The 14,786-nt window shown below is 62.7% G+C and carries 11 protein-coding genes, 4 tRNA genes and 1 pseudogene; all 16 read right to left on the reverse strand.

The features are described from left to right. Nucleotides 1-104: 104 nt before the first annotated feature. Complete coding sequence (locus HMPREF2971_RS07965) at nucleotides 105-1,178, reverse strand: ABC transporter substrate-binding protein (protein WP_049360332.1); 1,074 nt, start codon at nucleotides 1,176-1,178, stop codon at nucleotides 105-107. 366 nt (nucleotides 1,179-1,544) lie between these two features. Then, complete coding sequence (gene rpe, locus HMPREF2971_RS07970) at nucleotides 1,545-2,240, reverse strand: ribulose-phosphate 3-epimerase (RefSeq protein ID WP_070692372.1); 696 nt, start codon at nucleotides 2,238-2,240, stop codon at nucleotides 1,545-1,547. Nucleotides 2,241-2,294: 54 nt separating this feature from the next. Further along, nucleotides 2,295-4,280, reverse strand: coding sequence for an RsmB/NOP family class I SAM-dependent RNA methyltransferase (locus tag HMPREF2971_RS07975; protein WP_070692374.1), 1,986 nt, complete (start codon nucleotides 4,278-4,280; stop codon nucleotides 2,295-2,297). Beyond that, nucleotides 4,277-5,245 carry a methionyl-tRNA formyltransferase gene (fmt, locus tag HMPREF2971_RS07980; RefSeq protein ID WP_049327739.1) on the reverse strand — a complete coding sequence of 323 codons (969 nt, stop codon included), beginning with the start codon at nucleotides 5,243-5,245 and terminating at the stop codon, nucleotides 4,277-4,279. Before fmt ends, HMPREF2971_RS07975 begins: the two co-directional genes overlap by 4 nt. 6 nt (nucleotides 5,246-5,251) lie before the next feature. Beyond that, nucleotides 5,252-5,848 (reverse strand): peptide deformylase, encoded by a 597-nt coding sequence (gene def / locus HMPREF2971_RS07985; RefSeq protein WP_044150322.1) that lies wholly within the window; start codon nucleotides 5,846-5,848, stop codon nucleotides 5,252-5,254. 299 nt (nucleotides 5,849-6,147) lie between these two features. Beyond that, nucleotides 6,148-6,996 carry a PD-(D/E)XK nuclease family protein gene (locus tag HMPREF2971_RS07990; RefSeq protein ID WP_070692460.1) on the reverse strand — a complete coding sequence of 283 codons (849 nt, stop codon included), beginning with the start codon at nucleotides 6,994-6,996 and terminating at the stop codon, nucleotides 6,148-6,150. Nucleotides 6,997-7,104: 108 nt separating this feature from the next. Then, nucleotides 7,105-7,179, reverse strand: a tRNA-Val gene (locus tag HMPREF2971_RS07995). 513 nt (nucleotides 7,180-7,692) lie between these two features. Continuing rightward, a tRNA-Glu gene (locus HMPREF2971_RS08000) sits at nucleotides 7,693-7,765 on the reverse strand. A gap of 22 nt (nucleotides 7,766-7,787) precedes the next feature. Then, nucleotides 7,788-7,859 (reverse strand) — tRNA-Gln (locus HMPREF2971_RS08005). A 524-nt stretch (nucleotides 7,860-8,383) separates the two neighbouring features. After that, nucleotides 8,384-8,459 (reverse strand) — tRNA-Gly (locus HMPREF2971_RS08010). Between the two features lie 264 nt (nucleotides 8,460-8,723). Next, on the reverse strand, nucleotides 8,724-9,182 hold the full coding sequence (locus HMPREF2971_RS08015; protein WP_070690491.1) for a hypothetical protein: 459 nt from the start codon (nucleotides 9,180-9,182) through the stop codon (nucleotides 8,724-8,726). 2 nt (nucleotides 9,183-9,184) lie between these two features. Continuing rightward, nucleotides 9,185-10,696, reverse strand: a complete 1,512-nt coding sequence (gltX, locus tag HMPREF2971_RS08020) for a glutamate--tRNA ligase (protein ID WP_070692376.1) — start codon at nucleotides 10,694-10,696, stop codon at nucleotides 9,185-9,187. A gap of 57 nt (nucleotides 10,697-10,753) precedes the next feature. After that, nucleotides 10,754-11,506 (reverse strand): fumarylacetoacetate hydrolase family protein, encoded by a 753-nt coding sequence (locus HMPREF2971_RS08025; protein WP_012903294.1) that lies wholly within the window; start codon nucleotides 11,504-11,506, stop codon nucleotides 10,754-10,756. Between the two features lie 248 nt (nucleotides 11,507-11,754). Further along, the gene (locus HMPREF2971_RS08030; RefSeq protein ID WP_070629414.1) at nucleotides 11,755-12,852 is read right to left on the reverse strand and encodes a branched-chain amino acid aminotransferase; all 1,098 of its coding nucleotides are present in this window, start codon (nucleotides 12,850-12,852) and stop codon (nucleotides 11,755-11,757) included. A 355-nt stretch (nucleotides 12,853-13,207) separates the two neighbouring features. Next, nucleotides 13,208-14,263: a 3-isopropylmalate dehydrogenase gene (locus HMPREF2971_RS08035; protein WP_070599768.1), complete on the reverse strand. Its 1,056-nt coding sequence runs from the start codon at nucleotides 14,261-14,263 to the stop codon at nucleotides 13,208-13,210. Nucleotides 14,264-14,524: 261 nt separating this feature from the next. Further along, nucleotides 14,525-14,786, reverse strand: a pseudogene (locus tag HMPREF2971_RS09330) (hypothetical protein); the annotation flags it as partial.

Genomic DNA, 14,786 nt, shown 5'->3' on the forward strand with positions numbered 1-14,786 from the left:
GTGGGTCGTGCATCCCCTTCCCGCCGCGGTTTTTAGGTCGCGGCGAGAAGGGTGGCGGAAGCTTCAGCGGGTGATTGCTTCACAGGGTATTTAGAACGGGATGTTTAGAGCGGAAGCGCCTTCTTGACGTCTTCGATAATGCCCTCGAGCAGCAGCGGGCCGCCGGTGGAGGTCCACTTGGAGCCGTCCACGAGAATCACGTGGTCGTCCTTGACTGCCTTTAGGTTGGTGAAACCGGAGGTTTCCTTCGCCTTATTCAGTGCTTCTTCGGCGCCCTGCAGACCTGCGGTACCCTGTGCGTTCGGGTTCTTCTGGCTTGCGCCGCCGAGGGTGCCGAGGAACATGTAGTCCGCGTCGATGGTTGCCAGGTTCTCCAGAGAGACCGGTTCGGAGTGGCCCTGGCCGTTGCGGTCCTGCGCCTCGGGGCGCTTGAGGCCCAGGTCGGTGAGCACCTGACCGGCGGGCAGTTCCTTGAGGATCAGGGCGGGGCCGTTGCCTGCCCAGCGGACAATGGAGAAGGTCTTGTCGCCGTACTTGGGGGCGAGCTGATCCTTCAACGTTGCGGCGCTTGCCTCGTATGCCTTGATGACTTCTTCGCCCTTGTCGACCATGTTCATGGCGTTAGCGACGTTGCGGAAGTTGATGCGCCAGTCGCCGCCCGCGTAGCCACAGTAGACGACGGGGGCAATCTTCTTGAGGGTTTCGTAGGTTTCGGAGCGCTTGTCCACGCCGGTGGAGTCGACCAGAATCAGGTCGGGGTCAAGGTTGCCGATCTGCTCGTAGTTGACCTGGGCGACGGTGCCGATAATCTGCACGCCCTTGGCGCGGTCGGCAAGGTAGTTGGGCACGCCGGACTGGCCGCGACCGGAGACGGAACCGACGGGGGTCACGCCGAGGGCGAGCAGGCCATCGAGGGTGGGTTCAGAGAGGACGATAACCTTCTGCGGGTTGGCGGGAACTTCTACGTTCTCGTCGTCAATGTCCTTGATGGTGCGGGTGCCGCTGTTGCCGCCGGAGGTGGAACCGCCGGAAGTGGTGGTCGTGGTGGTCTCGCTGCTGCATGCCGCGAGGGCGAGAGCAGCCGAGGAGGCGAGCGCCAGGCCGAAGAATGCGCGGCGGTTAACGCCCGATGCGCCGTGGTTTTCGGTGTCGGTCAGCTCGGTTCGGTTGAAAGACATAGTTCCCCCTAGATTTGACTAAACTATACCTAACCTTACAGATATCTGAGTGTTACATCAAGATGTGTTCTGTTTGCCTTCTCTGACCGCCAGGATACCCGGTTTTGCCGCGGAATTGTGCGGGGTAACATATATCACGCTTTGTCATAGTCTTGCTGACACTATGTCGCTTAACTGGGTGTCTCTCCCCTGCTATTACCTCGCTATAAATCTGCGGTGGTTGAGAAAGCCGGGCACGCAAAACGCCCCGCCACGAAGAGCCGCGACGGGGCGCAGACTTCACAACGGGGCGTATGAGGTTTTATGGGCGCGGGGGTCATCGATGCGGGCGCCATTACTGGCAAGCGCCGTTACCGGCAAGCACCGCTAGCAGCCGCAACCGGCGCCGGAACGCTTGACCGATGCTGCCGCCGCACGCAGGGAGGCGATTGCCGCCTCCGGGCCGCCGAGCGCCTCATCCACACCGTAGACCGAGCTACCGGCAACGAAGCAGGTTGCGCCCGCCTCTGCGGCACTCAGGATGGTCTCTTCGGTGATGCCGCCGTCCACCTGCACGGTCACCGGCAGGTTCGCGCCCTCAATCGCCTTGGCGGCGCGGGCAACCTTCGGTAGGGTCACGTCCAGGAATGCCTGGCCGCCGAAGCCGGGTTCCACGGTCATGATCAGCAGCATGTCCAGTTCGCCGAGCATGTCCAGGTAGGGCTCCACGGCGGTTGCCGGGCGCAGCGCCATACCCGCCTTCGCGCCCTCAGCACGCAGGGTGCGCGCCAGCTTGATGGGGGCGATAGCCGCCTCCGCGTGGAAGGTCACCGATTCGCAGCCCATGCTGGCATATTCGGGTGCCCAACGGTCGGCGTCCTCAATCATCAGGTGCACGTCGAACGGCACCGGGGAGATTTCGCGCAGACGCTTGACCACCGGCGGGCCCCAGGTGAGGTTGGGGACGAAGTGGTTGTCCATCACGTCAATATGCGCGGCGTCTGCGGTGGAAATGCGCTCCAGCTCGCGCTGCAGGTTCGCGAAATCCGCCGAGAGAATCGACGGGTTAATGGCAATACCCATGGGGTTCCTTTCAAGTCCGTGCCGTATGGCGGATGATGCTAGGCGGTGAAGCGGCTAGTTCTTACGCAGCAGGGCGAGGAACATGGCGTCGGTTCCGTGCACGTGCGGCCACAGCTGCGCGGTGGTCGGGTTCTCCGAAGCCTTCACGACCGGCGCACCCTTCTTGACCTTGATCTCGGGGGTGTGGCCGGGGTCCTTCTCCCCCGCCAGCACGCTCACGGGTTCGCCGTTCGCGCCTTCGGTGTGCAGGGCGACTTCGCGCAGTGCGGCGGCGGAGTCGAGCAGGCTGACCGCGCCGCTTTCGAGCACCTCAGCCACAATGTTCTGGGTTTCTGCCGCGTGCGGGGAGCAGGTCACGTAGGCGATGACGCCGCCGGGGCGGGTCGCCTCAATGGCTGCGTCCAGGAGCTGACGCTGCAGGGGCAGCAGCTCGGCAATATCGCGCGGGGACTTGCGCCAACGCGCCTCGGGGCGGCGGCGCAGGGCGCCCAGACCGGAGCAGGGCACATCCACCATCACACGGTCGAAAAGCTGACCGGGCTCAATGGATCCGGGCAGGTCGGAGGCGTTCTTGCGCAGGGTCTCGCGGATCTGGCGGCCGTCGCCGGTGAGTACTGTGTAGCTGTCCTCGGGCAGGGGGCGCATGGAGGATTCCACGAGCTGGGCTCGGTGCGGTGCCGCCTCGTTGGCGACCAGGGATGCGCCGCGCTGAATACCGAGCGCGCCAAGGAGCGCCGCCTTACCGCCGGGGCCTGCGCACAGGTCGAGCCAGGCGGTGTCGGTGCCGTCCAGGGGTGCGGCGGCGAGCGCGCGTGCCACCAGCTGGGAGCCGGCATCCTGCGCGCGGACGGTGCCTTCACGTACGGATTCCAGGCGTGCCAAGTCGCCGGAGGCGTACAGCGCCGAACCTTCAACCAGCTCGCCGTCGACGGCGCCCTGTTCGCGTGCCTCGTCGAGGCTACCCAGGCCGGGCAGCGCAACCAGGTTCACCACGGGGGCGAGGTTGTCCGCTTCGAGCAGCTGCTCAATTTCGGAGGCGGGGCGGCCGTGCGCGACGAGTGCCTGGCGCATGGAACGCACGATCCAGCCGGGGTGCGAGGCGAGCAGCGCCATGCGCTCGGTGTCATCCTTCGCGTCCTCGATGATGAGTTCGTGCCACTCCTCGGGGGTGCGCTCGGAGACGCGGCGCAGCACCGCGTTGATGAAGCTTGCCGGGCCCGCACCGATCTTTTCGCGTGCCAGGGACACGCTCTGGTTCAGTGCCGCGTGGGCGGGAACGCGCATGTTCAGCAGCTGGTGCACGCCCATGCGCAGCACAATCAGGGTGGTGGTGCCGACCTTCTCGATGGGGCGGTCTACGCAGCGGCTGAGGATTGCGTCGTAGGTGCCCTGGTGGCGTAGCGTGCCGTAGGTCAGCTCGGTTGCGAAGCCTGCGTCGCGGTGGTCGAGGCGGTGGCTACGAATTGCCTTGGGCAGCACGAGGTTCGCGTAGGCGTCGGATTCCGCTACGGAGCGCAGTACGTCGAAAACGGTTGCGCGGGCGGTGTCTGCGGTACGCGAACGTGCGGAGGGTGCCGCCGCGGAGAATTCGCGGGCGGACATGGAGCGGCGGTTGCGTTCGTGACCGCTCTTATTGCGCTGGGAGGTGCCGCCGCCACCGCGTTTGGTGTCGTCGTGCTCGGTCTTGGCGCGGCGTGCGGCGCGTTCGACGCTGGTCAGGCCGTCAAAACGGCGGCCGGTACGCGATTCGCTGCGGGAGTTGTCGTCCCATTTCTGCGGGCGGCCCTGAAAGTTTTGAATCTGGGAGCGCTGGTTCTGGGACTGCTGACGGTTCTGCTCACTCACACCAGAACCCGAGCCAGCACCCGAGCCGGAGCGGCGGCGACGCTTACGCTTCGCACCGCCCTCACCCTGGCCACTGCCCTGATTGAACTTACCCTGACCGCTACCCTGGCTGAACTTGCCGTTGCCGGGCTTGCCATTGCCAGCGTGACCGGACTTGCCGTGTCCTCCCTTGTAGGGGCGCTTTTCGTTGCTCATGCGAGTACCACCAGGCCTTCCGCCATGTCCTTGCCAGCGCCGCGAGCCCACGCGGGCGCATCCATCATTTTCTTACCGGCAGGCTGAACCTGCAGCAGCATCAGGGGTTCGGTACCGGTGCCGACCAGTACCTTCTTTGCGTGCAGACGCACCGCACCGGGTGCGAGGGGGCCGCCGTTCGCCTCGGTCAGGGACTGCACCAGGCGCTCATCGGCAACCGCCAGACCACCGATCTTGAAGCGGTTTTCGCCCAGTTCGCACCATGCGCCGGGTTCGGGGGTCACGCCACGGAAGCGTGCCAGGATCTGCTCGGCGGGTTCGGTCCAGGTGAGGCGGCCGTCAGCAATGCTCATCTTGGAGGCGTAGCTGACCGACTCGTCCTCGACCTGCACGGTGCCGTTCTCGCCCGCTTCGAGGCGTTCGAAGGTGCGTTCAAGCAGTGCGCCGCCGCTGGTTGCGAGGCGCATCAGCACGGTGCCTGCGGTGTCGTCGGCGGCTACGGGGGTGGATTCCTGTTCGAAGGTAGGGCCGGTGTCCAGGCCTTCTTCGAGCAGGAAGGTGGTGGAGAAAATTTCCTGCTCACCGGCGATGAGGGCACGCTGCACGGGGGCGGCGCCGCGCCATGCGGGCAGCTTGGAGAAGTGCAGGTTGACCCAGCCGTAGCGCAGGGATTCCAGCGCGGGCAGCGGCAGCAGAGCACCGTAGGCGACCACGGCGGCTGCGTCAGCGTTCAGTTCGGCGATGGCTGCGGCGGCTTCGTCGTTCCAGCGGTTTGCCTTCACGATGGGCAGGCCGAGCTCTTCGGCGCGCTGCGCGACCGGGGAGGGGGTGAGCACGCGCTTGCGGCCCACGGGGGCGTCTTCGCGGGTGAGCACGCCAACCACGCGAACCTTATCGGAGTTCGCCAGGTAATCGAGCGGGGGCACGGCAACGTCGGGAGTGCCTGCGTAAATGATGTTGAGCATGTGAGCCTACTTTCCGAAGCTACCGAAGGATGAACCGGCACCGAACGCACCGCCGCCGCCAAAGGCGCCGCCCACGCGGGTTGCACGCTCGGTCACGGTCTTCGCGGCGACATTGTTGTAGTCTGCGGCGCGCAGGGCACGCATCACGCGCTGGCGGTCTTCACCCACGAGGCGGTCGATGAACAGCTTGCCGTGCAGGTGGTCGGTTTCGTGCTGCAGCATGCGCGCGAACAGGCCCTCACCCTCCAGCACGAGGGGTTCGCCGTGGCGGTCCACGCCGGTCACGCGCGCCCAGTTCTTGCGCGGGGTCGCGGACTTCTGGCCGGGCACGGACAGGCAGCCTTCGCCGCCTTCCTGGTCTTCTTCGCCAACCTCAAGCACGGGGTTGATGATGTAGCCTTCGCGGTCGTCAATGCCGCCAAAGGTGAAGATCTGCTTGGAGATGCCAACCTGCGGGCCGGCAAGGCCCACGCCGCCCACGTCGTACATGGTTTCTAGCATGTCGTCGATGAGTCGTGCCAGGTCGTCGTCGAAGACGGTGATTGGGTCGCAGACGCTGCGCAGCACCGGGTCGCCTACGGTGCGGATGCTCAGGATGGTCATGGTTCTCCTTTGCCGGCGGGGTGCCGGGAATGTGCTTACGGATTTCAATATGGCGGCAGAACTGCGCTGGCGGTTTTCCCAGTAGCGGGTTCTTCACAGCGGGCGCATTCTTCACAGCAGGTGCGCGCCGTTCTGCCTACTGTTCTATTGTCGCCGATTCAGTAGCGCGAATCTAGAACGAATCGAGGCGCTGGAGGTGGAGGCGGCAGGGTGAGGGCTGAGCCTCACCTCCCAGCGCTCATCTCCCCGTGCTTACCTCCTCAGGGGGTTTGAGCCTCTCCCCTACGCCCGCTACTCCCCTATGCCACAGGCGGGGGTACTACGGGCATGAGCGCGGGGTCTTCAAATTCTTGAACCTGGCGGTCAAATTCCCAGACGCGGCGCAGGGCGCAGAACTTGTACCAGTTGCGTTCGAGCACGGCGGGGTTTGCCTGCTGCGGCAACACCTGCGTTTCGCCGAGGGCTACACCCATGAGGACGGGCGCGTCGCCGTATTTCCAGGGTTCCCAGGTGCCTTCGTCGGGGTCGACGAGGTATTCTTCGGCTTTGAGTCCGGCGACGAGCTGCATGACGACTTTTTCGTCGAGTGCTTTGACGCGGCCGCGTTTGTCGGTGCCTTTGGTTTTGTAGTCGATGATGCAGGTTCGGCCTGCGATTTCTGCGACGAGGTCGAGGGTTCCCGCGTAGCCGACGGTGTCGTTCCAGATGGTGACTTCGGCGGCGAGGGGGCGGGGTTTGAAGGCTTCCCACCATTCGTCGAAGCGGTCGGCGTAGGCTTGTTCGCCGTTGATGATGAGCTGTTCGCGGCTTTCGTCGAGGTTGTGTTCGCGGCCCATGGCGCGTAGGGCGACGGCTTCTGCGTAGTTGTGGACGCGGTCGCCTCGGGCAGCGGCTGCGTCGCGGTATCGTTCGGAGGCACTGGCTGCGTCGCGGATGATGGCGAATTTGAGGCCGTGGGATCCGGTGGCGCGGTAGGCGCGCTGGTCTTCGAGGGCGGCTTTGGCTGCCATGTACCCGTGCCAGCCGCTGAGGTCGTTGGCGTGCTGCCCGATGACGGTGGTGATGGAGGGGACGAGGGGTTCTCCTCCGCGCTTACGCGCGTACATGCGTCCGTAGTCGGTGGCTGCGGCGAGTTCGGGTGTTGTCACGGGGTACCTCATTCTCGGGTGGTTGTGTCCGCGGCTGGGTTTGTACTGCTTGTGGGCACAAATACCGGTGGGCATAATAAAACCCCCGTTCCTTGAAACGGGGGTTATTGGTGCGTGATACTGGGTTCGAACCAGTGACCTCTTCGGTGTGAACGAAGCGCGCTACCACTGCGCCAATCACGCTTACGGATAAGACTATACCGAGGCTTGGCGTGAAGGTCAAATTTTGCGCTCCCCTTTTTTTCTTCCCGTTCCCTTCCCGGTGAGTATGCGGCGGCACCATGGAATCTAAAAGATCATCCCACCAGAGGTGACTGCAGGTTCAGTAATGACTTATGGACTCTGGTCATGAGGTACGGACTTTGGGGCTGGGTTAGCGTCTTGAGGGATAGCTTTTAACCATGGCTGAAGTCGCTAAGTCATTACCGAATCTAGACTCAGAGGTGCTGGGTAAACAAAAAAGCCTGGCTTCCGAAGAAACCAGGCTTTTTTCCTAGTGTGACCCCAACCGGTTTGTAACGGTGACGGAGGGGCATGATGCCGAGCGCGCGAGGGATTCCATCATGCCCCGGAGTGCCGCGACGTAAGGAGCGGCGCCGTGAGAGGCTCACGGCGGCACCGTAGGATCTAAAACCAGTTTTCACCGGATAAACAAATAAACCCTCAGTCAGAAGACTGAGGGTTTATTTCCTAGTGTGACCCCAACCGGATTTGAACCGGTGTTGCCGCCGTGAGAGGGCGGAGTACTAGGCCGCTATACGATGGGGCCGCAACCTCCGTTAGGAGGTTAGCTGGGATACCAGGACTCGAACCTAGAACAAAGGAACCAGAAACCTTCGTGTTGCCAATTACACCATATCCCATTACTCTATTGAGTTACCGTTCCGTTTTTTACCTTTCGGCTTTTCACCGGAACGAGTAATAACTATACGGGTCTTCCTGGAGGCGTGCAAGCCGAAATCTGGAGAGCCGCCTCACATTCACGGTTTTACACCCGCTACTTCCGCGTGTTTCCGGGGTTTTTGGAGTTAAAAAGTTTTTTAAATTTCTTCAAAAAGAGGGTTTTGGGGCCGATTTTCACCCCACAAAGCAGCTCCGAGGTGGCTCAGAGAGCAGTTTTATCCTCGCCCCTGCACGCTTTGTGTCCCAAATTTTTTGAAGATTTTTTCCTGCACTACCTCCTGGCTGCCAGATGACCAGACAGTCAGGTCGTTAGATAGCCCGGCAGTCAGATAATCAGATAGCCAAAGCAGTCCGGCGGCCAACCCACCCAAGCAACCACCTCGGGAAAGCCCCCCTGCCCTGCACCTCCAAAAACTAAAACTCCCGGAGACAGCAAAAACCCAGAGACAACGAAAAAGCCCCGAGGCGAACCTCGGGGCTTCAGTGGAGCGGTTGACGAGACTTGAACTCGCGACATCCACCTTGGCAAGGTGGTGCTCTACCAACTGAGCTACAACCGCATGTTTTCGCTTTGAACTTTTCAGTTCGTCACAACAACAGGTACTACTATACGAGCCTTTACCGGGGTGCGCAAACCAAATTCTTGCCACACTCCCCAAAATGGAGCCAGATTCACCCCAATAAAACATACTGACTAGTAGTTTTACAGGAAACACCCATCACAAAAAATATTCTCAAATTTATGAAAAATCCCCTTATCCACCGGGTTTCCTTCAGACCTTTCGGTCGTCAGATTCCCGCTGGATAAGGGGATTCTCTAGAGCTTAGTCGCTGCTGCCGCCGGAGTCGCCTCCACCGGAGTCGCCGCCGCCAGAGTAGTCGGAGCTACTGTAGCTGCTGTAGTCCGAACTGCTGGAGCTGCTGGAGCTTCCGGCGTCGAAGTCGCCCGCGTCCGGGTCGGGACCCGGGTCCACGAAGTCGTCTTCGTCGTCCTCTTCACGCGAAGAGTCCGAGGTGTCTACGCCGTCAGACGAACTGCTGACGTCGCCGCCGCGGGCGTGCCGTGCCTGAGCTTCTCGAGCGTTCAGGGCGGCGCGCGCCTCGAAGTAGGCAGTCACGTATCCGAAGGCTGCTGCAACGACAACAGCGACCACCATCAAGACGGACTTGTCCATGTTGGCGATGTACAGAATCAGCCAGATAATGCAGGCGTTGGTGAGCGCCATGAGGGTGCCCTTGAGCAGCGCCTTGCCGATGATGGATTGGTTATTCGGCTGGCTCATGGTTAGCTCAGTTCAGCGGCAAGCTTGCGCAGGCGTGCGAGGGAGGATTCCTTGCCCAGGATTTCCATGGATTCGAACAGGGGCGGGGAGATGCGCTCACCGGACACTGCGATACGCACGGGGCCGAATGCGAGGCGCGGCTTGATTTCCAGGCCGTCGACGATTGCGGCGCGCAGGGCTGCCTCGATGTTGGCTGCGGTGAAGTCCTCGAGGGGCTCGAGTGCCTCGATTGCGGCGGCGAGGACCTGCGGTGCGGATTCCTTGAGCTGCTTGCGTGCGTCGTCTGCGGTGCTGATTTCTTCGTCAGCCTTGAAGAGGAATGCGAGCAGGCCGGGTGCTTCGCCGAGCAGCTGCATGCGCTCCTGGACGAGGGGTGCAGCTTCGGTGAGGACCTGCTCTTCACGCTCGGTGAGGGTCTCGCCGAGTACGCCTGCAGCCTGCAGGTACGGGATGAGGCGGTCGCGGAAGTCCTTGGGGTCGAGCGCACGGATGTGGTCGCCGTTGATGGACTCTGCCTTCTTCACGTCGAAGCGTGCGGGGTTGGCGACAACGTCGTGTACGTCGAAGTGCTCGACGAGCTCATCAATGGTGAAGACGTCCTGATCTGCGGAGAGGGACCAGCCCAGCAGGGACAGGTAGTTCAGCAGGCCTTCCTTGATGAAGCCGGAGTCGCGCAGCAGGAAGAGGTTCGACTCGGGGTCGCGCTTGGAGAGCTTCTTGTTGCCCTGGCCCATGACGTAGGGCAGGTGGCCGAATTCGGGGATGAAGGTGGTCACGCCGGTGTCGATGAGCGCGCGGTAGAGCGCGATCTGACGCGGGGTGGAGGAGAGCAGGTCCTCGCCGCGCAGCACGTGGGTGATGCCCATGAGTGCGTCGTCGACGGGGTTCACGAAGGTGTACAGCGGGTCGCCGTTGGAGCGGACGACCACGTAGTCGGGTACGGTGCCTGCCTTGAAGGTGATTTCACCGCGAACGAGGTCGTTGAAGGTGATGTCTTCGTCGGGCATGCGCAGACGCCACACGGGCTTACGGCCCTCGGCGCGGTAGGCTTCCTTCTGCTCTTCGGTGAGGTTGCGGTCGTAGTTGTCGTAGCCGAGCTGCGGGTCCTGACCGGCTGCCTTGCGGCGTTCCTTCACCTCGTCGGGGGTGGAGAAGTCTTCGTACACGTAGCCGCCTTCAACGAGCTTTTCGAAGATCTCGTTGTAGATGCCTGCGGTCTTACGCTCGGACTGACGGTAGGGTTCGTGGGGGCCGCCGACGCCGACGCCTTCGTCCCAGTTGATGCCGAGCCAGTGCAGGGATTCGAGCACCTGGTTGAACGACTCTTCGGAGTCGCGTGCTGCGTCGGTGTCTTCGATGCGGAAGATCAGCTTGCCGCCGGTGTGGCGTGCGTACGCCCAGTTGAAGAGGGCGGTGCGGACCATGCCCACGTGCGGGGTGCCGGTGGGCGAGGGGCAGAAGCGGACGCGGGTGTCTGCGGGGCTGTTGAGTACGGGACCGTGGTATTCGGTCATGATGTCTCCTTGACGGTGTGTTTCAGGATGTACGTTACGTTTTGGGGTGCGGGCGGCTTAGTCGCGCACGCGGGTGACGAGGGAGCCGATGCCTTCGACTTCGACCTCTACTTCGTTGCCGTCGCGCAGTACGCTGATGCCGGCGGGGGTGCCGGTGAGCAGTACGTCGCCGGGCAGCAGGGTGAAGATTTCGGAGGCTGCGGCAACCTGTTCGGCTACGGAGTAGTGCATTTCGGAGGTGTTGCCTTCCTGCACGACGTCACCGTCAACCCAGGTGGTGATGTTCAGCGAGTCGGTGTCCAGATCGGTTTCGATCCAGGGGCCGAGCGGGGTGGAGCCGTCGAAGCCCTTGGCGCGGGTCCACTGGCGGTCTTCGAGCAGATCGCGGGCGGTGAGATCGTTTGCCACGGTGTAGCCGAAGATGACCTCGTGCACGCGCTCAAGAGGCACGGACTTGGCGATACGACCGATAACGACAGCGAGTTCACCTTCTGCGCTGACGGCTTCGGAGTACTCGGGCAGGGTCACGGGGTCGCCGGGGCCAATCACGGTGGTGTTGGGCTTGAGGAAGAACTGCGGAGAGGCGGGCGCCTCGGTTCCAGCCCAGTTTGCGATCGCTCCAATCACCTTGGAGCGGGGGATGATCGGGGCGAGCAGGCGCACCTGGTCGATGGGGTAGGTGGTGCCGGTCGGTTCGATGCCCGAGTAGAAGGGGTCGCCGGCGAGTACGCGCAGGGTTTCTTCGCCTGCGTCGCCTTCTACCAGCCCGAAGTGGAGCTCATTATTTACGGTAAATCGTGCAATACGCATACTTTCTAGAGTACCAGCCTTCGAGGGTGCGGGCGGCGGGTCGGGTTTTAGCGGGGTCGGGTTCGGCGGGTCGGGTTTTATCGAGGGACGGCGGCGGGGTGCGCCTCCCCTCCCCTGTCCTCGCGCTATCAACGCCGCGCGCACTATTCGCCGGGCACAGCGAATCCCCGCAGGTCACTCGCCGCACGACATGCGGGGTCGGGCGGAGCATCCTGCGGGGATTTCGCGGGTTACGTTATGTCGAACGTTTAGATGAGGCGGGTCATCCAGCCGTGGCGGTCCTCAACGGTGCCGAGCTGAATACCGACGAGCTCTTCGCGCAGGCTCTTGGAGATTTCGCCGAAGTGCTCGGTGGGTGCCGGGATTTCGAAGTCTTCTGCCTTGAGCTTGCCGATGGGCGCGACCACTGCTGCGGTGCCGCAGGCGAAGATTTCGGTAATGTCGCCGTTTGCCACGCCTTCACGCCACTCGTTGAGGGTGATAGCGCGCTCCTCCACGGTCATGCCGCGGTCCTTGGCGAGCTGAATCAGCGAGGAGCGGGTCACACCCTCCAGGATGGTGCCGGTCAGTTCGGGGGTGACGATCTTGTTTTCCTTGCCGAAGATGAAAAACACGTTCATGCCGCCGAGCTCTTCGATGGCGTCGCCGCGGTGCGGGTCCTTGAAGATGACCTGCTTGCAGCCGTGCTTTTCACCTTCAGTCTGGGCGATCATGGATGCTGCGTAGTTACCGCCGCACTTTGCCGCACCGGTGCCGCCTTCGCCTGCACGGGCGTAGGTGGTGGAGAGCCAAATGTCCACGGGTTCGGGGGTGCCGAAGTAGTTACCTGCGGGCGAGCCGATCACGTGGTACTGCACGTGGCGTGCGGGGCGAACGCCGAGGAATGCCTCGGTTGCGATCATGAAGGGGCGGAAGTAGAAGGCTTCACCGTCGCCGGTGGGTACCCACTGCTCGTCCATCTTCACGAGTTCGCGCAGGGATTCGATGAAGGTCTCGGCGGGCAGTTCGGGCAGGGAGAGGCGGCGTGCGGAGTTCGCGAAGCGTGCCGCGTTCTTTTCGGGGCGGAAGGTCCACACGGAGCCGTCGGCGTGGCGGTAGCCCTTGATGCCTTCGAAGATTTCCTGGCCGTAGTGGAACACGGATGCTGCGGGGTCGAGGACGAGCGGGCCGTAGGGGTGAACTCGTGCGTCGTACCAGGTGCCGCCGGTCTTGTAGTCGCCTTCCCAGTCGATGGTGACCATGTGGTCGCTGAAGTAGTCACCGAAGCCGGGGTTTGCGAGGATTTCGGCGCGGCGTTCGGCGGTGGCGGGTGACTGGTTTGCTTCGTGGCTGAATTCGGTTGCCATCGTTCTGCGTTCCTCTTCGTCTAGTTGCCTCTGTGGGCGTTCTTTGAGTGGCGGTTCTCGCGGCGGGGCGAGGGACCGGTGTGTGCCGCCGGGCGCGTTGTCGTGCGGGGCAGATGGTGCATCTAGCGGTCTGTGCTAGTTGGATGCATCAAAGCTAGTGGTGGATGGTGTCCACCGCCGAGGTGCCGGGCGGGTGTGCCTGACCTGTTTAGAGTACCGGAAAGATGCGTTTGCCGCATGCGCACCTTTTCTCCCATTCAGGATGTGAACAGGTGAAGCCCGGAAGGTGTGTTCCTTCCGGGCTTCGCTAGCGTAGTTCACGTTTTTAGCCGAGCCAGTTTTAGCCGGGCAAGTATTAACCGAGGCGTGCGAGCACGTCCGCGCCGACCTGGTCGGTACCACGCACGCTCGCGCCGTTCTCGCGCATATCTGCCTCAACAGCGTCCTCAATGCGAGCTGCGGCGGCGTCGTGGCCGAGGTGGCGCAGCAGCATTGCGCCGGCGAGGATTGCGGCGGTGGGGTTTGCCTTGTTCTGGCGGGCGATGTCCGGTGCGGAGCCGTGTACGGGCTCGAACATGGAGGGGAACTCGCCGACGGCGTTGATGTTGCCGCTTGCCGCGTAGCCAATACCGCCGGTGACTGCGCCTGCGAGGTCGGTGATGATGTCGCCGAAGAGGTTGTCGGTGACGATCACATCGAAGCGGGCGGGATCGGTGACCATGAAGATGGTGGTCGCGTCAATGTGCAGGTAGTCGGTCTCAACCTCGGGGAATTCAGCCGCGATTTCGGTGAAGTAGCGGTTGTAGAGGCGACCTGCGTGGGTGAGCACGTTGGTCTTGTGTACGAGGGTGACCTTCTTGCGGCGGGTGGACGCCAGCTCGAAGGCGTAGCGCACCAGGCGCTCCACACCGTGTGCGGTGTTGAGGGAGACTTCGGTGGCGATTTCGTGCGGGGTGCCCTGGCGAATCACGCCGCCGTTGCCGATGTAGGGGCCTTCGGTGCCTTCACGCACAACGACAAAGTCAATGTTGCCGGGGTTGGCGAGCGGGGAGACTGCGCCGGGGTACAGACGGGAGGGGCGCAGGTTGATGTAGTGGTCGAAAGCGAAGCGCAGCTTCAGGAGCATTTCGCGTTCGATGAGGCCGGAGGGAATCTTGCCGCTGCGCGGGTCTGCACCGATGGCGCCGAAGAGGATCGCGTCGTGCTGCTTGAGGGCGTCCATGGTGGAGTCGGGCAGGGTTTCACCGGTTTCCAGCCAGTGCTCGGCGCCGAGCTTGTAGTGGGTGGGGGTTACGGTGATGTTTTCGAGCTCGCAGGCGCGGGTGAGGATGCGCTGGGCTTCGGTAATGATTTCGGGGCCGATGCCGTCGCCGGGGATGACGGCAAGGTCGATGCTACGTGCTTCAGTCATGCCTCTACCGTAATACGCGCAGCGGGTGGGCGGTAGAGTGTGCGGACGGGTTCTCAGACTCTGGGCTAGACGGGCTCTGGGCTAACCCCCGTCTCTGCCCGGTAGCGTCTTCTACCCACCCCTGCATCCTGAAGTCTGGGGTTCTGGATTCTGTGGTGTTCAGCCTCTACCGGTTAAAACAATATTCCCCGGCTGAATTATCAGCCGGGGAATATCGTTACGAGTTCTCACTCAGAGTGAGAGCCCTAAAGGTCTATGCAATTACGCGGTGCGCTTGCAGAGGGTGACCTTGACGTAGCCGTTGCCACGTTCGCTACGAGCGGTCGGAGCGTTACCTGCGGAGGTAATGGTACCGCCGGAAACACCGGGAGCAACGTAGGAACCACCTGCGCCGCCGCCGCCGCCGAGCTGGCCGAAGGAGACGTTCTGGCGGATACCGTTGGGGTTGTTGTTCCACTTCTGGGTCAGAACGATTGCGGAGGAGGAGCTGGAAGCACCGGAGCCACCGCCACCGTAGCCTGCG

The sequence above is a fragment of the Rothia sp. HMSC066G07 genome (assembly GCF_001814485.1).
In the GTDB taxonomy this organism is placed as follows: domain Bacteria; phylum Actinomycetota; class Actinomycetes; order Actinomycetales; family Micrococcaceae; genus Rothia.